20 protein-coding genes are annotated in these 22,768 nt (G+C 69.4%); 6 read left to right on the top strand and 14 right to left on the bottom strand.

Annotated features, from left to right (window positions below):
• Nucleotides 1-23 precede the first annotated feature (23 nt).
• Nucleotides 24-1,460 (top strand): GH1 family beta-glucosidase, encoded by a 1,437-nt coding sequence (locus WFM69_RS11010; RefSeq protein ID WP_337004559.1) that lies wholly within the window; start codon nt 24-26, stop codon nt 1,458-1,460.
• 18 nt (nt 1,461-1,478) lie between these two features.
• On the opposite strand, the gene WFM69_RS11005 is transcribed toward WFM69_RS11010, so the two are convergent.
• The 10 genes from WFM69_RS11005 to WFM69_RS10960 form a co-directional block, all read right to left on the bottom strand.
• Complete coding sequence (locus tag WFM69_RS11005) at nt 1,479-2,294, bottom strand: hypothetical protein (RefSeq protein WP_337004557.1); 816 nt, start codon at nt 2,292-2,294, stop codon at nt 1,479-1,481.
• A gap of 100 nt (nt 2,295-2,394) precedes the next feature.
• Entirely contained in the window at nt 2,395-4,209 is a 1,815-nt protein-coding gene (locus WFM69_RS11000) for an ABC transporter ATP-binding protein (RefSeq protein ID WP_337004555.1), read from the bottom strand.
• On the bottom strand, nt 4,206-6,137 hold the full coding sequence (locus tag WFM69_RS10995; protein ID WP_337004553.1) for an ABC transporter ATP-binding protein: 1,932 nt from the start codon (nt 6,135-6,137) through the stop codon (nt 4,206-4,208). The genes WFM69_RS11000 and WFM69_RS10995 overlap by 4 nt, the downstream gene beginning before the upstream one ends.
• A gap of 312 nt (nt 6,138-6,449) precedes the next feature.
• On the bottom strand, nt 6,450-7,499 hold the full coding sequence (locus WFM69_RS10990; RefSeq protein WP_337004551.1) for a dipeptidase: 1,050 nt from the start codon (nt 7,497-7,499) through the stop codon (nt 6,450-6,452).
• 79 nt (nt 7,500-7,578) lie between these two features.
• Complete coding sequence (locus WFM69_RS10985; protein WP_337004549.1) at nt 7,579-8,076, bottom strand: methylated-DNA--[protein]-cysteine S-methyltransferase; 498 nt, start codon at nt 8,074-8,076, stop codon at nt 7,579-7,581.
• Nucleotides 8,073-9,593, bottom strand: coding sequence for a DNA-3-methyladenine glycosylase 2 family protein (locus WFM69_RS10980; protein ID WP_337004547.1), 1,521 nt, complete (start codon nt 9,591-9,593; stop codon nt 8,073-8,075). The genes WFM69_RS10985 and WFM69_RS10980 overlap by 4 nt, the downstream gene beginning before the upstream one ends.
• Before the next feature lie 77 nt (nt 9,594-9,670).
• The gene (locus WFM69_RS10975; RefSeq protein WP_337004545.1) at nt 9,671-10,591 is read right to left on the bottom strand and encodes a class I SAM-dependent methyltransferase; all 921 of its coding nucleotides are present in this window, start codon (nt 10,589-10,591) and stop codon (nt 9,671-9,673) included.
• Nucleotides 10,592-10,691: 100 nt separating this feature from the next.
• On the bottom strand, nt 10,692-12,299 hold the full coding sequence (gene purH / locus WFM69_RS10970) for a bifunctional phosphoribosylaminoimidazolecarboxamide formyltransferase/IMP cyclohydrolase (protein WP_337004543.1): 1,608 nt from the start codon (nt 12,297-12,299) through the stop codon (nt 10,692-10,694).
• A 37-nt stretch (nt 12,300-12,336) separates the two neighbouring features.
• Complete coding sequence (gene purN / locus WFM69_RS10965; RefSeq protein ID WP_337004541.1) at nt 12,337-12,924, bottom strand: phosphoribosylglycinamide formyltransferase; 588 nt, start codon at nt 12,922-12,924, stop codon at nt 12,337-12,339.
• A gap of 64 nt (nt 12,925-12,988) precedes the next feature.
• Nucleotides 12,989-14,377 (bottom strand): cell division protein PerM, encoded by a 1,389-nt coding sequence (locus WFM69_RS10960; protein WP_337004539.1) that lies wholly within the window; start codon nt 14,375-14,377, stop codon nt 12,989-12,991.
• A gap of 90 nt (nt 14,378-14,467) precedes the next feature.
• Here WFM69_RS10960 and WFM69_RS10955 point away from each other — a divergent pair, with 90 nt between their 5' ends.
• Together WFM69_RS10955 and WFM69_RS10950 are read left to right on the top strand one after the other, a co-directional pair.
• The gene (locus WFM69_RS10955; RefSeq protein ID WP_337004537.1) at nt 14,468-15,943 is read left to right on the top strand and encodes an NCS2 family permease; all 1,476 of its coding nucleotides are present in this window, start codon (nt 14,468-14,470) and stop codon (nt 15,941-15,943) included.
• 137 nt (nt 15,944-16,080) lie between these two features.
• Nucleotides 16,081-17,031, top strand: coding sequence for a homocysteine S-methyltransferase family protein (locus tag WFM69_RS10950; protein ID WP_337004535.1), 951 nt, complete (start codon nt 16,081-16,083; stop codon nt 17,029-17,031).
• Here WFM69_RS10950 and WFM69_RS10945 read toward each other — a convergent pair.
• A complete protein-coding gene (locus WFM69_RS10945; RefSeq protein WP_337004533.1) occupies nt 17,022-17,423 on the bottom strand; it encodes a VOC family protein in 402 nt (133 codons plus the stop codon). The genes WFM69_RS10950 and WFM69_RS10945 overlap by 10 nt on opposite strands.
• A 74-nt stretch (nt 17,424-17,497) precedes the next feature.
• On the opposite strand from WFM69_RS10945, the gene WFM69_RS10940 reads away from it, so the two are divergent.
• Nucleotides 17,498-18,076, top strand: coding sequence for a TetR/AcrR family transcriptional regulator (locus tag WFM69_RS10940; RefSeq protein ID WP_337004531.1), 579 nt, complete (start codon nt 17,498-17,500; stop codon nt 18,074-18,076).
• A gap of 89 nt (nt 18,077-18,165) precedes the next feature.
• Here the strand turns inward: WFM69_RS10940 and sucD are convergent, their stop codons facing one another.
• The 3 genes from sucD to WFM69_RS10925 all read right to left on the bottom strand — a co-directional run bounded on the left by sucD (nt 18,166) and on the right by WFM69_RS10925 (nt 20,716).
• Nucleotides 18,166-19,068 carry a succinate--CoA ligase subunit alpha gene (gene sucD / locus WFM69_RS10935; RefSeq protein ID WP_307295266.1) on the bottom strand — a complete coding sequence of 301 codons (903 nt, stop codon included), beginning with the start codon at nt 19,066-19,068 and terminating at the stop codon, nt 18,166-18,168.
• Nucleotides 19,069-19,086: 18 nt separating this feature from the next.
• Nucleotides 19,087-20,253 carry an ADP-forming succinate--CoA ligase subunit beta gene (sucC, locus tag WFM69_RS10930; protein ID WP_337004527.1) on the bottom strand — a complete coding sequence of 389 codons (1,167 nt, stop codon included), beginning with the start codon at nt 20,251-20,253 and terminating at the stop codon, nt 19,087-19,089.
• A 112-nt stretch (nt 20,254-20,365) separates the two neighbouring features.
• Entirely contained in the window at nt 20,366-20,716 is a 351-nt protein-coding gene (locus WFM69_RS10925) for a DUF2510 domain-containing protein (protein ID WP_337004525.1), read from the bottom strand.
• A gap of 49 nt (nt 20,717-20,765) precedes the next feature.
• Between WFM69_RS10925 and WFM69_RS10920 the strand changes: the two genes are divergently transcribed.
• Both WFM69_RS10920 and WFM69_RS10915 read left to right on the top strand, forming a co-directional pair.
• Nucleotides 20,766-21,428: a TetR/AcrR family transcriptional regulator gene (locus tag WFM69_RS10920; protein WP_337004523.1), complete on the top strand. Its 663-nt coding sequence runs from the start codon at nt 20,766-20,768 to the stop codon at nt 21,426-21,428.
• A 94-nt stretch (nt 21,429-21,522) separates the two neighbouring features.
• A complete protein-coding gene (locus WFM69_RS10915; RefSeq protein ID WP_337004521.1) occupies nt 21,523-22,758 on the top strand; it encodes an acyl-CoA dehydrogenase family protein in 1,236 nt (411 codons plus the stop codon).
• Nucleotides 22,759-22,768: the final 10 nt, after the last annotated feature.

Genomic DNA, 22,768 nt, shown 5'->3' with positions numbered 1-22,768 from the left:
GACCGCTCTCGAGGACCCTGCAAATGCCTGTGCCGCCCACCCGCGACGACTACCGCGGTTCCGGACTCGTCTTCCCCGCCCACTTCACCTTCGGATCGGCGACGGCGTCGTACCAGATCGAGGGTGCGGCATCCGAAGACGACCGGACCCCCTCGATCTGGGACACCTTCAGCAAGACGCCGGGCAAGGTCTGGAACGGCGACACCGGCGACGTGGCCTGCGACCACTACCACCGCGTCGACGACGATCTCGATCTCATGAGCGAGCTCGGACTGGAGGCGTACCGCTTCTCGATCGCCTGGCCGCGCATCGTCCCCACCGCATCCGGCGAAGTCAACCGTGCCGGCATCGACTTCTACTCCCGCCTGGTGGATGGGCTCCTCGACCGGGGCATCCGTCCGGTGGCGACGCTCTACCACTGGGACCTGCCGCAGTACCTCGAGGATGCCGGCGGCTGGACGTCGCGCGCGACGACGGACGCCTTCGAGCGCTACGCGGAGATCATGGGCGCGGCGCTCGGCGACCGCGTGCACACCTGGACCACGCTCAACGAGCCCTGGTGCTCGGCGTATCTCGGCTACGGGCAGGGTGGGCACGCGCCGGGCCGCCATGAGCCGGCGGCGGCGCTGTCGGCCGTGCATCACCTCAACCTGGCGCACGGCCGTGCGGTGCAGGCGCTGCGCGCGACGTCCACGGGCGACCCCGACTACTCGGTCACCCTGAACTTCCACGTGCTCCGCGGAGAAGCCGACGGAGCCGCCGAGGCGATGAGGCGGATCGACGCACTCGCCAACCGGGCGTTCACCGGACCGATGCTGCGCGGCGAGTACCCCGCGGATCTGCTCGCCGACACGGCGTCGGTGACCGACTGGGCCTTCGTACAGGAGGGCGACCTCGCCACGATCCGGCAGCCGATCGACGTGCTCGGGGTGAACTACTACTCGACAGCGACGGTGCGGCTCTGGGACGGCATCACACCGCAACAGCAGCACGACGGGCACAAGGGCACGGAGGGCGGCACGGCGTGGCCCGGGAGCGACCGGCTGGTCGAGTTCGTGGAGCAACCGGGCCCCTATACGGCGATGGGATGGAACATCGCGCCGGAGGGCCTCGAGGAGCTGCTGGTGTCGCTCTCGGAGCAGTTCCCGGAGCAGGCGCTCATGGTCACGGAGAACGGCGCCGCCTTCGACGACGAGGTCGCCCCGGACGGATCCGTGCCCGACCCGCTGCGTACCGACTACCTGCGCCGGCACTTCACGGCCGCGCACCGTGCCATGGAGCGTGGTGTCGACCTGCGCGGCTACTTCGTGTGGTCGCTGCTCGACAACTTCGAATGGGGATACGGCTACGCCAAGCGGTTCGGCATCGTGCGCGTCGACTTCGACACGCTGGAGCGCACCGTCAAGGACTCCGGGCACTGGTACCGCGACCTCATCCGCACCCGGACCGTGTCGGCCTGACAGGCGGTTCGCGCGGACTCAGCGCTTGTCGTCGCGGTCGTCCGGCTTCTTGCGGCTCGCCCACGACGAGAGCGCGGCAGCGGCAGCCCCGGCCGCTCGATCGATCGCCTCCGCGGAGCGACTGAGCATGTCCTGCGCGGCATCCTGCCAGGCAGGCGTGGTCGGGGCCTCGCCCGCCTGCACCTTCGCCGCGTGCTCGGCCGCCTCGAACGCGCGCTCGAGCTCGGCGACCGCATCACGGTAGGCGGCGAACTCCGCCGGGGTGATGCGCCCCACCGCGGCCCGACGCATATCCGTCGCGTGCCCTGCGGCGCGGAAGTACGCCGCGGTCGTCGGATTCTTGACGTCCGTCATCGCGGGGTACGCGATCTGCAGGGCGGGGTCGGTCTCGTACCGCATCCAGCGGACCGTCACCGCATCGTGCAGGGCGTTCAGCCGCTCGACGGGGCGCGGCTCCGAAGCCGAGGGGATCGCGGCCCGCGCGGCGTTCAACCGCACCTGACGGGCCCGCACATCGGCCGAAGCGGCTCTGGCATCGCGCTCCCGCTCGCGCAGCATCCGTCGCGCGCCCGCGACCTGCTCCGCCGTGGCACGCTGCGCGGCTCGCTCGGCGGTCACCCTCGCGAGATCCGCGCGCGCGACCTTCCACGCGATACGTCGCTCCGCTGCGATCTGCTGCGCGGCTCGGAGATCGTGGCGCGCGGCATCGACCGCGAGCCGACGTCCGTTCGCCGTGCTGTTGTGCCGTCGTATCCCCATCACACCCGCCGTTCCCGCGACGACCGCCGTCGGCGCGATCCACCACCACTCGGCGACGAGCAGCAGGGGGTCCATAACTCGATGCTACCCAGCATCGGTCGCCCGCTCACCGTCCGCGCACGCGCAAAGGCCCGGCATCCGCGAAGGATGCCGGGCCCCGTGGCGCGCTGTGCGATCAGACCAGCGTCTCCTGCCATGCCGCGTGCAGCTGGGCGAACTTGCCGGTGCCCCCAATGAGGGCCGCAGGCGTGTCGTCCTCGATGATGCGCCCGTGCTCCATCACCAGCACGCGATCGGCAATCGCGACCGTCGACAGGCGGTGCGCGATGATGATCGCCGTGCGGTCCTTGAGCAGCGTCTGCAGCGCGTCCTGGATGAGACGCTCCGACGGGATGTCCAGCGATGCCGTCGCCTCGTCGAGGATCAGCACCGCGGGGTCGGCGAGGAACGCCCGGGCGAACGAGATGAGCTGCCGCTGACCGGCCGACACCCGGCCGCCGCGCTTGTTCACATCGGTGCCGTAGCCGTCGGGCAGCGACTCGATGAACCCATCCGCGCCGACCGCCCGCGCGGCCGCCTTGATCTCGTCGAGCGTCGCGTCCGGCTTGCCCAGCGCGATGTTGTCGGCGACGGTCCCGCTGAACAGGTACGCCTCCTGCGTGACCATGACGATCGCGCGACGGAGATCCTTCGGGTGCAGCGAGCGCAGGTCGACGCCGTCCAGCGTGACGCTCCCCTTCGACGGGTCGTAGAAGCGCGAGATGAGCTTCGCCAGTGTGGACTTGCCCGCACCGGTAGTCCCCACCAGCGCGATCGTCTCGCCGGCCGGGATGTCGAGCGAGAAGTTCGGGAGGATCGTCTTCTCGCCGTTGTAGCCGAAGGTCACCTCGTCGAACCGGACGTGCCCGCGGGACTCCCACAGGTCGACCGGCTTCTCGGGGTCCGGAACGGTCGGCACCTCTTCGAGCACGCCCGACACCTTCTCCAGCGCGGCGGTCGCCGACTGGTAGGAGTTCAGGAACATCGCGATCTCCTGCATCGGAGCGAAGAAGTTGCGCACGTACAGCACCGCCGACAGCAGCACACCCACGGTCAGCGCGCCCTCCGACACCCGGATGCCGCCCCACAGCACGACGATGCCGAGCACGAGCGCGGCCACGCCCATGAGCCCGGGCTCGAACGTGCCGAACAGCAGCATCGAACGACGGTTGACGTCGCGGTACTCGCCCGCGACCTCCTGGAACGCCTTGTCGTTGCGCGGCTCCTTGCGGAACGCCTTCACCGCACGGATGCCCGTCATGGTCTCGACGAACTGCACGATGACCTTCGCACTGATGACCCGCGACTCGCGGTACACCAGCTGCGAGCGGGAGTAGAACCACCGCATCAGGAAGAACAGCGGCACGCCGCCGAGCGCGAGGATCAGTCCGGACTGCCAGTCCCACACGCACAGGGCGATGAAGGTGAACAGGCCGAACAGCACGCCCGAGACGAGCTCGTTCAGACCGCCGTCGAGGAGTTCCTTGATCGAGTCGAGGTCACTGGTCTGACGCGAGATGATGCGCCCCGACGTGTACGACTCGTGGAACTCCAGGCTCAGGCGCTGGGTGTGCAGGAAGATGCGCTTGCGCAGGTCGAGCAGCACGGCCTGCGTGAGCTTGGCCGCGATGATGACGTACCACGCGATCAGGATGGCGGCGAGCGCACCCGCCAGCAGGTAGATCCCGCCGATCATGAACGTCGGCATCCAGTCCGCATCCTTCAGGACCGCCGGCAGCGCGCGGTCGAGACCGATGCTGATGAGGATCGGACCCGCGACCTGCAGTGCGGTCGACACGATCAGCACCGCGGCGGCCAGCACGATCTGCGGCTTCAGCGGGCTGACCAGCGAGCCGAGCAGTCGCAGCGACCGACGACGGATCGCCCTGCTCTCCTCACGGGTGTACTGGGAACGGTCCTCGTTCTGGGTTCCGGTGATGGCGGAGCTCATCGCTGCACCTCCTTCTCGATGATCGGGTCTTCGTCGGCGGCCTTCCTCCCGAGGCCCTCACGGACCTCTTCGTCGACCTCGAGCTCTTCGTCGCGGATGATCGGGATCGCCCCGGTGCGCGCCGCTTCCTCGGCCTCGAGGCTGGAGATGACGTGGCGGTAGTGGCGACTCGTCTTCAACAGCTCGGAGTGGGTTCCCACCGCGGTCACCTTCCCTGCTTCGAGCAGGGCGACGCGATCAGCGAGGGCGACCGTCGAGGGACGGTGCGCCACGATCATCGCCGTGGTGTCGGCGAGCACGTGTCGGAGCGCCTCCTCCACAAGGGCCTCGGTGTCGACGTCGAGCGCCGACAGCGGGTCGTCGAGCACGAGCACCTTCGGCTTCGCCGCGACCGCACGAGCCAGGGCGAGGCGCTGACGCTGACCGCCGGAGAGGCTGAGCCCCTCCTCGCCGATCACCGTCTCGACGCCCTCGGGGAGCGAATCCACGAATGACGCCTGTGCGACGTCGAGAGCCTCGCGCAGCACGCGCTCGCCCTCCTCGCTGTGCACGTCGAGATCGGCCCGGCCCAGCAGCACGTTCTCACGGACGGTCGCCGAGAACAGCGTCGCATCCTCGAACGCCATCGCGATGTGCTGACGCAGCTCCGACAGCGGGAGGTCGCGCACGTCGACACCGTCGAGGGTGACCTTGCCGCCCGTCACGTCGTACAGACGCGTGGGCAGCGTGGTGAGCGTGGTCTTGCCGCTTCCCGTGAGGCCGACCAGTGCCATGGTCTCGCCAGGACGCAGCACCAGATCGATGCCGTCGAGCAGATCGCGCTCGTGCGAGCCCGCATCCTGATAGCGGAAGTGCGCCCCCACGAACGCGAGCTCGCCGCGCGGGTTCTCGATGTGCACCGGGTGCTCCGGGTCGGTGATGGTGTTCGTCTCGGAGAAGATGTCGAACACGCGGTCGGTCGCCGTGCGGGCGTCGAGCATGAACGAGAACAGGAAGCCGATCGACTCGATCGGCCAGCGCAGCACGACGGCCATCGCGAAGAACGCGAAAAGCTCGGCTTCGTCGATCTGCCCCTGTGAGATCAGCCAGATGCCGGAGATCAGGCTCAGCCCGAACGCGATCTGCGGCATCAGGTCGAGCCAGAACCAGATCGACGCGATCGCGCCGGCCTTGCTCATCTCGGTCTCGCGCAGCGTCTCGGCCTGACGGCTGAACCGGCTGAGCGCGTGCTTGCCGCGGCCGAACGCCTTGAGCACACGGATGCCATGCACGCTCTCCTCGACGCTCGTCGCGAGGTCGCCGGCCTGATCCTGGCTGCGGCGGGTGAGCGCGCCGTAGCGCTTCTCGAACAGGTAGCCGCGGATCCACAGCGGGATCGCGGTCACCAGGAAGATCGTGCCCAGCAGCCAGTGCCAGCGGAACAGCAGCACCGAACCGATGATGATCGTGAGGACGTTGACCACGAGCAGCACGAGGCCGAACGCGAGCCAGCGGCGGATCAGGCCGATGTCCTGCATCATGCGGCTGAGCAGCTGGCCGGAACCCCAACGGTCGTGGAACGACACCGGCAGGGTCTGCAGCCGCGAGTACAGCTCGGTGCGCATCTTGTACTCGACCTCGGTCGAGGGGTTGAGCACGAACTGGCGGCGCAGCCAGACCATCAGCGCCTCGCCGAGGGCGAGCGCGAACACGGCGAGGGCGCCCCAGACGATCGCGCTGAGGTCGCCGGAGCGGACAGGTCCGCTGATGATCTGCTCGAGGACGATCGGGATCATCAGGGCGATGACGGCCGCGATGAGCGCGCTGGCGGCACCGCCGGCGAGCCGCCAGATGACGGGCTTGACGAAGGGCTTCAGACGCCACAGTGCGGCCGGAGTGGAAAGGGTGGACGAGGGCGAGGGGTTCTGCGCGGAAGGCGAGGAAGACATGTCTCTCAGATGAGTTTCGTATGGGGAGCGAGTGCGGAAGGGGACGGATGCGAGAGCGGACTCACAGAGTCCGGCATCCGGAGAAGAAGGGGCGGGGTGGCTCTAGAAGAGCGGACGCGCCGTGGTCGAGCCGAGAGCTGCGATCCGCGCGGTGGCGATCGATGTCATGGTGTCCTCCTCAGGGCTCGGCGATGTCGTCCGGTTGGCGCGACAGCCCACCAGCCTATTGCTGTGAACCAGCTGAACGCAAGACGCATTCCCGATTCGATGCCGGCGTGTCTCGATCCGAGCCGACCTGGCTCGTCCATCGGCTCACGCCCCGAGGGTACCGCCGAGCTCGGACAGGAGGAACCGCTGCAGATTGCCGCCGAGCACGGCGAGGATGTCCGTCTCCGACCAGCCGCGGCGCAGCAGCGCCTCGGTCACCAGTGGAAGGCCGGCCGGGCCGTCGAGCCCCGGGAGGAAACGGTCGGCCGGAACGCCCTCGATCGTGGTCTGCACGCAGCACGGCGCCGTGGTGTCCTCCAGAACCTCGCGGACGAAGTCCGGCCCCATCCCCACATGCTCGACGCCGGCGATCGACGCCACCCGCTCGAAGTGGTCGATCAGGGTGTCGATCGTGTAGTCGCTCGGGTGCAGGTAGGGGGCGAAGAAGTTGACGCACACGACTCCCCCGCTCTGGGCGACCCCCGCGATCTGCGCGTCCGTGAGGTTGCGGTGGTGGTCGAACAGCGCCCGCGCCGACGAGTGCGTCGCCATGACCGGACGTGTAGCCAGCTCCAGCACGTGATCGACACCACCTGCACCGAGGTGGCTGATGTCGAAGACCATCCCGATGCGCTCCATCTCGGCCAACGCCTGCACACCGGTGCGGGTGAGCCTGCTGCCCGCCGCGTCCTCACCGCTGCCGTCCGCGAAGGCGCTGCGCCCGAAATGGGCGACCGAGCCGACGCGCACCCCGAGGCGATGCACCGTCTCGAGCAGCTCGATGTCGTCGGCGATGCCCGGCATCCCCTCGAGCGCCAGCACCAGGGCGATGCGGCCTTCGCCGATCACACGATCGATGTCGTCGCCGTCGAGGCACAGACCAACCACGTCCGCATTGCCCTCGGCGAGACGATGCGCGGCCTCGATCATGCGGAGTGTGCGGCGCAGCGCACCCTCGGGCCGGTAGACGTCGTCGATGAACACCGGGAGGATCTGCAGATCGACGCCGCCGTCCTGCAGTTGCGGAAGCCACTGCGCACGGAAGAACTCGGACCACTGATCCGCGGGGCGGCTCGCCACCGCGCAGAGCAGATCGTTGTGCGCGTCGGCGACGACGGCGCGGCGGTGCAGCGCGAGTGATTCTTCGGTGGTCACGGGTCGAGCCTAGAGGGGTGCGACCGGGCGCGTGTTCGTCGGCACGGACGATCCTCCGGAGCAGGACTGGTGCCGCGACTCAACCGACGTTCGCCTCGCGTGCGAGCAGGCTCTCCTTCACGCCGATGCCCCAGGCGAAGCCGCCGAGAGTGCCGTCGGTCCGCAGCACCCGGTGACACGGCACGAACAGCGCGGGCGCGTTGCGAGCGCAGATGGATGCCGCCGCGCGCACCGCACGCGGGTTGTCGAGCCTGGTCGCGAAACTCGTGTAGGTGAGGGGCTGCCCTGGTTCGATCGCGCGCAGCGCCGACCAGCCGGCCAGCTGCAGCGCGGTTCCCGACTGCTTCACGGCCACGGCGTCGATGGCGGAGAGGTCGCCCGCGTAGTAGGCGAGCGCGGCCGCCGCGGCATCGGTCTCGCCCTCGCGGAACGTCTCGGGGCGCATCGCCGCGGACAGTCGGTCGAGGATCGCCTCGACATCGGAGGTCCACCCGGAGGACAGCACGCGCTGCCTCTCGTCGGCGAGGATCGTGAACGCCCCGTCGGCGGTGTCGATGGTCTGGATGATGGCGGTCATGAGTTCTCCTTCGCGGTCGGGTGGTCGAGCGGGGTTCCGCTCGGAACGGTCGTCGTGCGCAGTGGCTTCGACGGCCGCACGGGTGCGGCGCGCCAGAGGTGCGCGCTCAGATAGCTGCGCCAGGGCGCGGTGCGCTCGGCCCAGGCGGTGAGCTCGCGCGCGTCTCCGGGGAGGCCCGAGGCGGCAGCGCCGGCACGCAGTGCGACGTCTCCCGGCAGCAGCACATCCGGATCGCCGAGCACGCGCATGCGCACGTAGTCGGCCGTCCACGGGCCGATGCCGGGCATCGCGAGCAACGCCGCCCGCTGCTCGACCCCGTCATCGCCGATCGTGAGCCGCAAGGATCCGTCGGCGAGGGCCGCTGCCGCCCCCGTGATGGCACGGAGGCGAGCGGCCGGGCCGCGGAGCACCTCCGCGCCGTGCTCGGCGATCGCCGACATCGTGGGGAACAGCAGCCCGTTCTCGGTGCGCTGCCCCAGCGCCTCGGTGAGCGCGGTGAGGGCGGTGCGGGCGGCGACCACGGTGATCTGCTGCCCCACCATGGCGCGGATGAGCATCTCGTGAGGATCGGCCGAGCCCGGAACGCGGATCCCCGGGGTGCGGGCGACGAGCGGGGCGAGCTGCGGATGCGCCGACAGTGCCTCGTCGACCGCCAACGGGTCGGCATCGAGGTCGAAGATGCGGCGCACGGTCGAGACCAGCGGCGCCAGATCACCCAGACGAGCGACCCGCACCCGGAGGTGCAACCGCGCGAGCTCGTCCTGCCGCACCTCGAACCACGCCGGTCCACCGGCCATGCGCAGGTGTCGGGAGAACGACGTCGGAGTGCTCTCCTCGACGCCGGGAACGGCGCGTGCCGCCATCCACGCGAAGATGCCGCTCGCATCCAGCGGGCCGCGATACGGCAGCACGAGGTCGATCGCTCCCGGTACCGCGGAGGCCGGCAGGCGACGGCGCGCGCGGAGTTCGCCCGGCGTGAGTCCGAACACCTCGCGGATCGTGTCGTTGCACTGACGGATGCTGGCGAAGCCTGCGGAGAAGGCCACGTCGGAGATCGGCATGTCCGTGCCCACCAGCAGCATCCGCGCCGTGTGCGCCCGATGCGCCCTGGCCAGGGCGAGCGGCCCTGCACCGAGCTCGGTCGTGAGCAGTCGTACGAGATGCCGGCTGGAGTAGCCGAGCCGGGCGGCAAGACCCGGCACCCCCTCGCGCTCCACGACACCGTCGGCGATGAGGCGCATCGCGCGTGCCGCGGTGTCGCCGCGGACGTCCCACGCCGGTGATCCAGGAGCGGCCTCGGGCAGGCACCGCTTGCACGCGCGGTATCCGGCCTCGTGGGCGGCGGCGCTCGTCGGATAGAACGTCACGTTCTGCGGCTTCGGCGTGCGCGCGGGGCAGCTCGGGCGGCAGTAGATGCCGGTGGAGCGGACCGCTGTGACGAACTGGCCGTCGAAGCGGGTGTCGCGCGCGCTGATCGCACGGTATCGCTCGTCGAAGTCGGTCACGGGGAGGCTCATGCCTCTACTCTGTCACGCGCCCCCGACATCGACTGGCGGAAATCGGACATGACTGTCCGTACCGTTGGACCTCGCGATCAGCGATCTCGTCGAATCACCCGGCCGGCCGCGCGCAGCGGTCCTGTGATCTTCCAGCTCGTGCTTTCACGCAGCGACGCGAGGGCAGCGTCCCGTTCCACGACGGCGTCGGAGAGACGCAGGCGCTCGGCCTGCAGCATCTCCACGACCTCATGCAGTGAGGCGACTTCCGCCTTGAGATGCGGGATGCGTGCCACTTCAGCGATCACCGCGCCCAGACGAGCGAAGTCGTCGCGGATCCGGTCGGCGTCAGCGGGTTCAGCCTCGAACAGTACGCGGAGCGGCTCGTGAACGACATCGCCCACCGCGAGCACACCGAGCCCATGCCCGTGCTCGAAAGCGAACGCGCGTCCCGGCTCGGCGACCTCTTCCCACAGGCGCCAGACGCCGAAGTCGTCGCGTCGCTCGGCGATGTCGTGGAAGAGGATCACTCCTCCGTCGCGAACCGTGTCCCGCCACTGCTCGTAGTCCTCGCGAACGTCCTCGTAGCCATGCCGCCCGTCGATGTGGAGGAGGTCGACGCATGCGGCAGGGAAGTTCGGGCGCAGCTCGGAGAAGTAGCCGCGGTGCAGCTCGATCGACTCCTCGTAGTCACGCCCCGCGATCGATCGCACCGCGTGATACGTGGAGTCGCCGTAGAAGCCCGCGTGATCGTCGCCCTCCCAGCTGTCCAGAGCGTGGATGGAGATGCGGTGTCCCAGCCGCTTCGCCGCTTCGGCGAAGGCGAAGCACGAGAACCCGTTGTGCGTGCCCAGTTCTACGACGTCCCTTGGGCGGAGAACATCGATGAGCCAGGCCGCGAACGCCCCATGCGTGAGCCACGCCGAATCGACGAAGTGCTCCGGAAGCCAGTAGGCCGTCGGGCGAAGCCACGGGCGGACCGACATGCTCTCGCTCGAGATCGCTTTCTGCGCCTTCATACCGTCGCCCCATCGCCCCAGTGAGCGGCCAGTATATAGGCGTGTCGCCCACCGGCGCTCGGCGGACCAAGCCGCGGAGCGCCGGTGGAGGATCGGAAGCTCAGTGGAAGAAGTGCCGCTCCCCCGTGAAGAACATCGTGACGCCGGCCTTGCGGGCCGCATCCACGACCTCCTCGTCGCGCACCGAGCCGCCCGGCTGCACGATCGCCGTGACGCCCGCATCGATCAGCACCTGGGCGCCGTCCGCGAAGGGGAAGAACGCATCCGACGACGCGACGGACCCGGCCGCACGGTCACCCGCACGCTCGACCGCGAGGCGGCACGAGTCGACGCGGTTGACCTGGCCCATGCCGACACCGACCGTGGCGTTGTCCTTCGCGAGCACGATCGCATTCGACTTCACCGCGCGGCAGGCCTTCCACGCGAAGATCAGGTTCTCCATCTCCGCGTCGCTCGGGCGTTCACCCGAGACGAGCTCCCAGTTCTTCGCGACCGAGACGATGTCGTCCGGGAAGCGGTCGGCGTCCTGCAGGAGCAGCCCGCCGGAGACGAGCCGCACGTCCATGCGCTCCTGCTGCCAGTCCTCGGGCAGCTGCAGCAGACGCAGGTTCTTCTTTGCCTTGAACACCTCGAGCGCGGCCGGCTCGAACGACGGCGCGACGATGACCTCGGTGAAGATGTCCTTGAGGTTCTCCGCCATCTTCAGCGTGACGGTGCCGTTCGCGGCAATCACTCCGCCGTAGGCCGACACCGGGTCGCACTCGTGCGCGCGCAGGTGGGCGCTGGCGATCGGGTCGAGCGCATTCGGCGCCGTGGTCGCGATGCCGCACGGGTTGGCGTGCTTGATGATCGCGACAGCGGGCTTGACCATGTCGTAGGCGGCGCGCAGCGCGGCATCCGCGTCGACGTAGTTGTTGTACGACATCTCCTTGCCCTGCAGCTGCCGTGCCTGCGCGATGCCGTGGCCGCCCGCGCGCGTGTAGATCGCGCCGCGCTGGTGCGAGTTCTCGCCGTAGCGCAGCGTCGCGAGGCGCTCGGCCTGGATCGTGAGGTGCGCGGGCAGGTCGCCCTCGTCCTGCAGCGTGCCCTCGGCGAACCAGGAGGCGACCGCGGTGTCGTACGCGGCCGTGTGCGCGAACGCCCTCGCGGCGAGCTCTCGACGCTGCGACAGCGAGGTGCCGCCCGCGGCGATGGCGGAGAGGATGCCGGGGTACGACTGCGGGGAGACGACGATCGCGACGTTGGCGTGGTTCTTCGCCGCGGCGCGGACCATGGCGGGACCGCCGATGTCGATCTGCTCGACCACGTCGTCTCCGACGGCACCGGAGGCGACCGTCTCCACGAACGGGTACAGGTTGACGACCACGAGCTCGAACGGCGTGATGTCGAGCTCGGCGAGCTGACGTTCGTGGTCCTCGAGGCGCAGGTCGGCGAGCAGACCGCCGTGGATCTTCGGGTGCAGCGTCTTGACGCGACCGTCGAGCATCTCGGCGACGCCCGTGACGGCGGCCACATCGGTGACCGCGAAGCCGGCCTCGCGGATCGTGGAGGCCGTCGAGCCGGTGGAGACGATCTCGATGTCGGCATCGGCGAGCGCCGCGGCCAGGACGAGCAGGTCGGTCTTGTCGCTCACCGAGACGAGCGCGCGCCGGATCGGCACGGTGTCGCGATCGCGGTAGAGCGTGGGGTCGTGGCGGGGGCCGGCCATGATGGGCTCCTTCGTGCGGGGGCGTCGGGGTGGAGGGTCAGGAAGCGGGTGTCAGAGGGAGGTCGCCGGTCGCGATGCGACGGACGACGTCGATGAGGAGTCGGCGTTCGACCGGCTTGATGCGCTCGTGCAGGCTGTGCTCGGTGTCGTCGGAGAGGATCGGCACACGCTCCTGCGCGAGGATCGGCCCGGTGTCGACGCCGTCGTCGACGACGATCACGCTCGCTCCGGTCTGGGAGGCGCCGACGGCGAGCGCGTCGCGGACGCCGTGGGCACCGGGGAACTCCGGCAGGAAGGCCGGGTGCGTGTTGATCAGTCGCGGCGAGTACTCGGCGACCACCGACGGCGGGAGCAGGCGCATCAGGCCGCTCAGCACGACGAGGTCCGGCTTCCACACCGCGAGCTGGCGGGAGAGCTCCTGACCCCAGGCCGCGCGACTGTCGTGCTCGTGCCACGGCACGGTGAAGCTGGGGATGCCGAACTCCTCGGCGTGGGCGAGCCCGTCGGCTTCGCGATCCGCACCGACGACGACCACTCGGGCCGGGAAATCGGGATGACGAGCGGCCTCGAGGAGGGCGCGAAGGTTCGAGCCGGCGCCCGAGATGAGAACGGCGACCGTGAGCACGCGCCCAGTCTACCGGGGCGCGCAGGCGCCTTCCGTCCGGCGTCCGCGCCCGGTCGGGAGGCGGTCAGTCGCGCCGATCCGCCGGGTCGTGCCGCGACGCGGGGAAGCCACGGAGGTCGTCGATCGGTGCGGTGTCGTCGACGCTCGACGCCCCTGAACTCGGGGCACCGGCCGCGCCGCCGATCGAATCGGGCACCGCATCCAGCTCCGACATCTCAGCGATCCAGCGATCGGTCCGCTCCTCCGCGAGCTCGTCGCGGTGACGCGGAGAAAGCAGCAGGATCGCCGCGCCGAGCAGCACCTCGATGCCGAGCGCCAGCGCGAACGGGTACGCGGCGGGCCCGACCACGGCGAGCCGCCCTGGACCCATCGAGCCGTTCGCGAACGCGGCCGCGAGCCCACCCACGACGGCGCTCGCACCGGCGATGCCGAGGGCGATCACGGCACGCTGCAGCAATCCGAGGGGCGTGCCCTCCCACACCAGCCGGGAGCGGACCGCCCACCCGGCGAAGGCGCCGGCCGCGATGGGGACGAGCACCACGATCATCATCCAGATCGAGCTGTTCTCCGGCAGCAGACCGAACACGGGGATGCCGGGGACGACGCCGAGCTGCGTGCCCGCGGGCGATACCGCGGTACCGGCACCGACGGCGAAGCCGGGACCGGCGAGCCAGGATGCCGCCCACACGATCAGCGTGGGCAGGTAGGCGAGCTGCGCAAGGGTCATCACCGTGGCGCCGAGCGCATCGACGCGCGCGGCCTGGAACAGAGCCACGACCTCGCCGCCGCGAAACAGGGTGATGATCGCGAGCCCCGCGGCTGCCGCCCCCACGACCCCGACGAGCGAGAACGCCGTGCCCCGTACGACCGCGGCCGGCACCGGCGCCCAGTCCTCGCGCGTGTCCACCCAGTCGTGGAGGCGGTCGAGCAGACCGCCGTCGCCCTCCTCCCACGCCACGCGCACCGCACCGCACAGCGCGCCGACGAAGTACACGACCGCGGGCAGGATGATGGCGAGAGGCAACGACGTCGTCACGTCGTCCAGGTGCGAAGTCAGCGCGACGCCGGTGGCGATCACGGCGAACACGACCGATCCCGACAGCACCCCGAGCAGCCACGCCCCCGCATTTGCCGCCCTGCCGCCGGAGCGGGCGGCGAAGAACAGCGTGAAGAACAGGAACGCCAGCGGAGTGATCGAGACGCCGAATGCCGCGGCCTGAGAGGGGATCCCGAGGGCCACCAGGAGCGCGTCGGGGATCGTGACATCGAGCGGCACTCCGTGGCCGAACTCCCACAGCGTGCCGGTGAGCGGCCAGAGCGCCCCCCAGTCGGCCGTGACGCCGAACGCGAGCGTCCACAGCAGGGTCAGCGGCGCCAGGAGCACGACCAGCCCCACCGCGGCGGCGATGGCAGCGTCGAAGGCGGCGAGAAGCGCGACGAGGAGGCGTTGCATAGCGTTTCGAGACTACGACGAGTTGCCGACGAAGCCCCGGGGGCGCGCGTGAGCCCGGCGACACGATAGCGTTTCTGCGGAGGTTTCCCGATGACAACTGCCCCGCCCGCCCCCGCGTCCACCGAACCCACCGGTGCCCTGGACCGCTTCTTCGAGATCAGCAAGCGCGGATCGACGATCGGCACCGAGATCCGAGGGGGTCTGGTGACGTTCGTCACGATGGCCTACATCGTGATCCTCAACCCGATCATCCTGTCCGGCAAGCCGGATGTCGCCGGCAACATGCTCGACTTCAACGCGGTCGGCGCGGCCACTGCTCTGACTGCCGGTGTGATGACGATCCTGTTCGGTCTGGTCACGCGCCTGCCGTTCGGCTTCGCTGCCGGATTGGGCATCAACGCGTTCGTGGCGTTCTCGGTCGTCGGACAGGTCACCTGGCCAGAGGCGATGGCACTCGTCATGATCAACGGTGTCGTGATCGTGCTGCTCGCGGCCACCGGACTGCGCAAGGCGATCTTCGATGCGGTGCCGTTCCAGCTGAAGATCGCGATCACGGTCGGCATCGGCCTGTTCATCGCCTTCATCGGCTTCGTCAACTCGGGCTTCGTCACCGCGACGGGCGCCTCGTCGCCGCCGGTCGGACTCGGAGTGAACGGCTCGGTCGCGACCGTGCCGAGCCTGCTCTTCGTGATCACGCTCCTGCTCACCGGCATCCTCGTCGCGCTGAAGATCAAGGGCGGCATGCTGATCGGCCTGATCGGCGGCACCGTGCTCGCCGTGATCGTCGAGGCGATCTGGCACATCGGTGCCCGCGGCTTCGATGACGAGGGCAACGTGGTCAACCCGGGTGGCTGGGGGCTCACCGTTCCCGCCCTCGACGGCTCGCCCGTCGGCATCCCGGACCTCAGCCTGATCGGCGCGGTCGACTTCGGCTTCGACCTGGGCAAGGTCAGCCTCGTCGCGCTCGTGATGATCGTCTTCACGCTGCTGTTCACGAACTTCTTCGACGCGATGGGCACCATGACGGGCCTCGCCAAGGAGGCGAACCTCGCGGACGACAACGGCGACTTCCCGCGCATCAAGTCGGCGCTCGTCGTCGAGGGTGTCGGCGCGATCGCCGGTGGCGCGACCTCGTCGTCGTCGAGCACGGTCTTCATCGAGTCCGGTGCCGGCATCGGCGAGGGGGCACGCACGGGGCTGGCCAACGTCGTCACCGGCGTCGTGTTCCTGATCGCGATGTTCCTCACGCCGCTGACCTCGATCGTCCCCACCGAGATCGCCGCAGCTGCGCTGATCATCGTCGGTGCGATGATGATGGCGCAGATCCGCTACATCGACTTCACCGACTTCCGGGTGCTGCTGCCGGTCTTCCTCACGGTCTCGGTGATGCCGCTGACGTACTCGATCGCGAACGGCATCGGTGCGGGCTTCGTGAGCTGGGTGCTCATCCACGCGTTCTCGGGCAAGGCCAAGACGATCAGCCCGCTGCTGTGGGTGGTCGGCGCCGGCTTCCTGATCTTCTTCGCGCGCGGTCCGATCGAGGCGCTCTTCGGCGTCGGGATCTGACACCGAGTGGAATCAGAAGAGGGGCGGATGCTGCGGCATCCGCCCCTCTTCGCGTCCTCCCGGTCACGCGCGCACAAGCCATGGCGTCGGGGGTGCTGCTCTGGTAGACCGGAGCCATCCTCCCGAGGAGGTCAATCATGTTCCCATCGCCCGCGGTGGGAGTCCGTTTCGTCACCGACGGCGGGCTCGAGACCGACCTGATCTTCCACCACGGCATCGACCTGCCCGATTTCGCGGCCTTCGTGCTGCTGGACGACGAGCGCGGACGGGAGCTCCTGCGCCACTACTACCGGGGCTACGCGGATATCGCACGCGCTCACGACACGGGCCTGCGGCTCGAATCGGCGACGTGGCGCGCGAGTGCGGACTGGGGTGACCGCCTCGGTTACGACGCCGGCGACCTCGACCGGGTGAACGCGGTCGCCGTCGCGACCCTGCGCGAGGTCGCCGCCGACTACCGGGACCTCTCCGCGACCCGCCTGATCGGGACGCTCGGACCTCGCGGCGACGGATATCGACCGGGAGCGTGGGACGCCAGGACGGGTACAGACGACGCCCTCTCGTATCACCGTGCTCAAGTGCGCTCCCTGGCGGAGGCCGGCGCCGATGCGGTCATCGCCTACACGCTCACGGATGCCGCGGAGGCGATCGGAGTCGTGCGTGCAGCCCGAGCGGTCGGGATCCCCGTCGAGATCTCCTTCACCGTCGATGTCGACGGCCTCCTGGCATCGGGGATCACCCTCGCCGAGACGGTGCGCAGGGTGGATGCCGAGGCCCCGCCGGACGGCTACTTCCTGAACTGCGCGCACCCCGATCATCTCGACGGGGCCGTCGATGCCGACACGGCCGGGCGCATCGTCGGGATCCGTCCGAACGCCTCCCGGCTGTCGCACGCGGAACTCGACGAGGCACCGGAGCTGGACGAAGGGGACCCCCATGACCTCGCCGTGCGGACCGTCGCGCTGGTGGAGCGACTGCCGGCGCTGGAGGTTCTGGGCGGATGCTGCGGCACCGATGCCCGACATGTGGCGGCGATGTGGGCCCGACTCGTCGACGACACGGCGCCCGACGCGCCGCGTCAGAGGTAGGCGTCTGCGAACTCCGCCGAAGGTTCGATCGGTTCGATCACGTCGATGAGCACTCCACCGGGCGCCTCGATGATGAAGTGCCGCTGGCCGAAGTCCTCGTCGCGCAGAGCCAGTCGCTCCGGGAGGCCGCGCTCCCCCACGAGACGCGCGTGCGCGGCGGTCGCGTCCGCCACCTCGATGTTGAGCAGCAGCCCGCGCACGGGCTCGCGGAAGCCGTCGGGGATGGTCTCGTGCGCCGCGTCGAGGATCGCCAGCTCGCCGCCCGCGAAGCGCAGGCTGACGTACCAGTCGGATTCGAACGTCGTCTCGAAGCCGAGCTCTTCGCGGTAGAACCGTGCCGCCTGGGCGACGTCGTCCACCATCAGTACCGGGTAGAAGCTGGTGATCTGCATGGCAACTCCTTTACATACAGCATGTTTGTAACTTGGGATCTAGAATACATACACACCACACGTAAAGGAACCTCATGCCTCGAGCGTCCGCCGCCGACGCCGCCGAGACCGCGCGCCGCGTTCTCGAGACGGCCACCGCCCACTTCGCCGAACACGGCTACGCCGCCGCATCCATCGACGAGATCGCGCATGCCGCGGGCGTCACGCGTGGAGCCGTCTACCACCACTACGACTCGAAGCCACGCCTGTTCGCGGCCGTCGCGGCGGCCCAGCAGCACCAGATCGCGGAGGCGATCATCGCGGCCACGGCCGACAGCAGCGACGACACCGCCCTCCGCGACGGCAGCCACGCTTTCCTCGACGCCATCACCCATGGGGTGGCGTCGCGCATCCTGCTGATCGACGGCCCCGCTGCCCTCGGCTGGGAGCAGTGGCGTCGACTCGATGCGGAGGGACCGGAGCAGGAGCTGCGCACGGGCCTCCGCGAGGCCGGGATCGCCCCCGCGCTCGTCGACCCCCTCGCATCCGCTCTCTCCGGCGCGATGAACGAGCTCGCCCTGTGGCTCGCCGCCCGCCCGGACGACGCCGCCGCGCGACGCCACGCGCATCGCGCGCTCGACACCCTCCTGGACGCGGTGACACCGCAACCGTGAGGCGCGCATCCCGTCCGGCGTGAAGGCGCCAGGCATGAAAGAAGGCCCCGGAGTGGAGTCCGGGGCCTTCAGATCAAGCGTAGCTCAGATCAGAGCGCTTCGATGATCGCGCGCATCAGGTCGGCCGTCTCGGACGGCGTCTTGCCGACCTTGACGCCGGCGGCCTCGAGGGCCTCCTTCTTCGCCTGAGCGGTACCGGCCGAGCCGGACACGATCGCACCGGCGTGACCCATGGTCTTGCCCTCGGGAGCCGTGAAGCCCGCGACGTAGCCGACGACCGGCTTGGTGACGTGCGCCTTGATGTAGTCGGCCGCACGCTCCTCTGCGTCGCCGCCGATCTCGCCGATCATCACGATCGCCTTGGTCTCGGGGTCTGCCTCGAACGCGGCGAGCGCGTCGATGTGCGTGGTGCCGATGACCGGGTCGCCGCCGATGCCGATGGCGGTGGAGAAGCCCAGGTCGCGCAGCTCGAACATCATCTGGTACGTCAGGGTGCCCGACTTCGACACGAGGCCGATCGGCCCCTTGCCCGTGATGTTCGCCGGCGTGATGCCGACGAGCGCCTCGCCCGGGGTGATGATGCCGGGGCAGTTCGGCCCGATGATGCGGGTCTTGTTGCCCTTGCTCTGCGCGTAGGCCCACGCCTCGGCCGAGTCGCCCACGGGGACGCCCTCGGTGATCACGACGAGCAGCGGGATCTCGGCATCGATGGCCTCGATCATCGCGTCCTTCGTGAAGGCGCCCGGGACGAAGGCGATCGACACGTCGGCGCCGGTCTCCTTCATGGCCTCGGCGACCGAGGCGAAGACGGGCAGCTCGACGGCGTTGCCGTCCTTGTCCGTGTGCGAGACCGTGGTGCCGGCCTTGCGGGCGTTCACGCCACCGACGACCTGGGTGCCGGCCTTCAGCATGAGGGCGGTGTGCTTGGTGCCCTCACCGCCCGTGATGCCCTGGACGATGACCTTGGAGTCCTTGTTGAGGTAGATCGACATTCTTCTCGTCCTTCAGTCTCAGGCGTTGGCGAGCTCGGCGGCCTTGTCGGCGCCCTCGTCCATGGTGGCGGCCAGGGTCACAAGCGGGTGCGCGTACTCGGCGAGGATCGCGCGACCCTCGTCGACGCGGTTGCCGTCGAGGCGGACCACGAGCGGCTTGGAAGCCGTGGCGCCCAGGGTCTCGAGGGCACCCTTGATGCCGTTGGCGACGGCGTCGCACGCCGTGATGCCGCCGAACACGTTGACGAACACGCTCTTGACCTGCGGGTCGCCGAGGATGACGTCGAGGCCCGCGGCCATGACCTCGGCCGAGGCACCGCCGCCGATGTCGAGGAAGTTCGCCGGCTTGACGCCGTTGTGGTTCTCGCCCGCGTAGGCGACCACGTCGAGCGTCGACATGACGAGTCCTGCGCCGTTGCCGATGATGCCGACCTCGCCGTCGAGCTTGACGTAGTTCAGGCCGGACGCCTTGGCCTTGGCCTCGAGCGGGTCGGCCGCGTCCTTGTCCTCGAGCGCCTCGTGCTCGGGGTGACGGATCTCGGAGGCGTTGTCGTCGAGCGTGACCTTGCCGTCGAGCGCGATGATGTCGCCCTCTTCGGTGCGGACCAGCGGGTTGACCTCGACCAGCGTCGCGTCCTCGCCCTTGTAGACGTCGAAGAGCTTCACGAACACGTCGGAGACCTTGTCGACGAGGTCTTCCGGGAAGTTCGCGGCGCGCGCGATCTCGACGGCCTTCGCCTTGTCGATGCCCGTCAGCGGGTTGACCTCGACGCGCGCGAGCGCCTCGGGGCGCTCGACGGCCAGCTCTTCGATCTCCATGCCGCCCTCGACCGAGCACAGGCTCAGGTAGGAGCGGTTGGCGCGGTCGAGCAGCACGGAGAAGTAGAACTCCTCGGCGATGCGCGCACCCTGCGCGACCATGACGCGCTTGACGATGTGGCCCTTGATGTCGAGACCGAGGATGGCCTTCGCCGCCTCGTACGCCTCGTCGGGGGTCTTGGCGACCTTGACGCCGCCCGCCTTCCCACGGCCTCCGGTCTTCACCTGAGCCTTGACGACGACGACGCCACCGATCTTCTCGGCCGCCGCCCTCACCTCTTCCGGAGTGTCCGCGACGATGCCGGCGAGAACCGGCACTCCGTACTTCTCGAAAACGTCTCGTGCCTGGTACTCGTACAGATCCACTGTGGTTCCTTCACTGGGCTGCTGTCTGGTAATTCTCTCGATGTCGAGACATCGACCAGTCCCCCAGCCTACTACCTCGGGCTGGGCGCTCCTGCGGCCCGGCCCCTCCGGCTCAGCGCCGTGCCGGCATGCCGGATCGGCGCGCGGGCACAGCTGCCAGACGGAGTTGCCGGGCGATGACGAGCGGCACGATCACGAGGGCTGCACCGGTCGCGACGATCACCGGTCGCACCACGACTACGGGCAGGGATCCCCACAGGGCGATGAGGATCGCGCCGACGAGAACCGCCGAGAGCGCGAGCTCCGTCATGAGCAGCTGCCGTCGCACAGTCGCGCTCTCGGCGGCGAGGGTCGTCTCCCGCCCACGCACCAGGATGCGCTCGCTCCAGCGCGATCCGTCCCACCAGCGCAGGGTGCCGCGCCGCCGCGTCTCGAACCAGCCGGCCGTCCTCGCATCGCTCACGCTCCTCAGTATGACGGCGTCACGACGGGGCGAGGTCTAGGCTTTCGCCATGCACGAATCCGCAGAACTGCGCACCGGCGTCGTCGCCGCGGCGCTCGAGCTCTTCAGCGCCCAGGGGTTCGATCAGACCTCGGTGGAGCAGATCGCCAAGGCCGCGGGCGTCTCCCGGTCGACCTTCTTCCGGCAGTTCGGCGGCAAGGAGGATGTCGTCTTCGCCGACCACGAAGTGCTCCTCGAGCAGCTCAGGGACTTCCTCGACGAGGGGCACGACGACCCGTGGGGCGCGGTGTGCGCGGCATCCGAATCCGTGTTCAGCCACTTCGCGCACGACCCGGAGCTCGCCCGGCGCCGCTACCAGATCGTGCGCCAGGTGCCCGTGCTGCGCGAACGCGAGATCATCACCGTGTTCCGCTACGAGCGACTGTTCGACGAGTACCTGCGCGGGGCGCTCCCCGGAGTCGACCCGCTGGATGCCGTCGGGTTCGCCGCCCTGGTCACGGCCGTGCACAACCACGTGCTGCGCCAGCTCCTGCGCGGTCGGAAGAAGGTGCCGCTGTCCGCGCTGCAGACGGCGCTGGCCGATGCGCGTCGCCGTTTCGGGGTGGCCGAGGATCCCGCGGCCGTCGCTCCCGATGACGTGGTGGTCGCCGTGTTCCCCCGTGCGATGCCGATCGCGGAGGTCACGCGCCGCCTGCAGTCGCAACTCGACTGAGGCTCTGCTCGACTGGGAGTCCTGGTCGACCGAGAGTCCTGGTCGTGGAACCGAGTATCGAGGAGTACGATACTCAGGTCCACAAAGGAGTCCCATGAGCACTGCAGCCTCCCCCTTCCCCGGCGAGCGCGTCTCGTCATACGACGTCACCGCACGCCAGGACAGCGACTACTACGCCGTCTTCGCCGACATCCCGTCTGCCGATCGCGAGGCCTGGGATCGCGCGAAGCGCTACGTCGACGAGGTCGCCCCGCAGATGGCCGACGCCTGGGACCGCGCGGAGTATCCGCTGGACGCCGCTCATCGGATGGGCGAGATGGACCTCGTCGTCGACGGCATCTCGCACCCGTCGCTCACCCGCATGTCCCCGCTCGCCGCAGGCCTGGTGAACATGGAGATCTCCCGGGGTGACGGCTCGCTCGGCACGATCCTCGCGGTGCAGGGCGGCCTCGCCCTGCGCACCCTCGCCCTGTTCGGTTCACCCGCCCAGCAGGAGAAGTGGCTCGTCGCGCTCGCCGACGCCTCGGTGCTCGGATCGTTCGCGCTCACAGAGCCCGACCACGGCTCGGACTCGGTATCGCTCGAGACGGTCGCGCGCCGCGACGGCGACGACTGGGTCATCCGCGGCACCAAGAAGTGGATCGGCAACGGCGCATCCGGCGGCATCACCTTCGTGTGGGCACGCGTCGACGACGAGAGCGCCGAGGAGCACGGCGCCGTCCGCTGCTTCCTCGTCGAGCAGAGCACCCCGGGATACACGGGCAGCGTGATCCGCGGCAAGGCCTCGCTGCGCGCGATCCACCAGGCGCACATCGTCCTGGACGACGTGCGCGTCCCCCTCGACGCCGTGCTGCCGGGGACGAAGAGCTTCAAGGACGCATCGACCGTGCTGTACGCGACCCGATCCGGCGTCGCCTGGTCGGCGCTCGGCCATGCCACCGCCTGCTACGAGGCCGCGCTCGCTTATGCGACACAGCGCGTGCAGTTCGGCAAGCCGCTCGCGAAGTTCCAGATGGTGCAGGAGCGCCTGACCCACATGCTCGAGGACCTCACCGCCATGCAGCTGTACTGCCGCCGCATGGCCGACCTCGAGACGGCGGGCGAGCTGCGTCCGACCCAGGCCTCGCTCGCGAAGTTCCACAACACGCGCGCCGCCCGGCGGATCGCGTCGACCGCCCGCGATCTGCTCGGCGGCAACGGCATCCTGCTCGAGAACGGCGTGATGCAGCACCTGGCCGACATCGAGGCGATCCACACCTACGAGGGCACCGAGAGCGTGCAGGCGCTGCTGCTCGGGCGCGACATCACCGGGATGAGCGCCTTCGCCTGACGCACAGTCG

Origin of the sequence: Microbacterium sp. LB12, assembly GCF_037150835.1 — a bacterium.
Taxonomy (GTDB): domain Bacteria; phylum Actinomycetota; class Actinomycetes; order Actinomycetales; family Microbacteriaceae; genus Microbacterium.
This window is presented reverse-complemented; position numbering and strand designations above follow the sequence as displayed.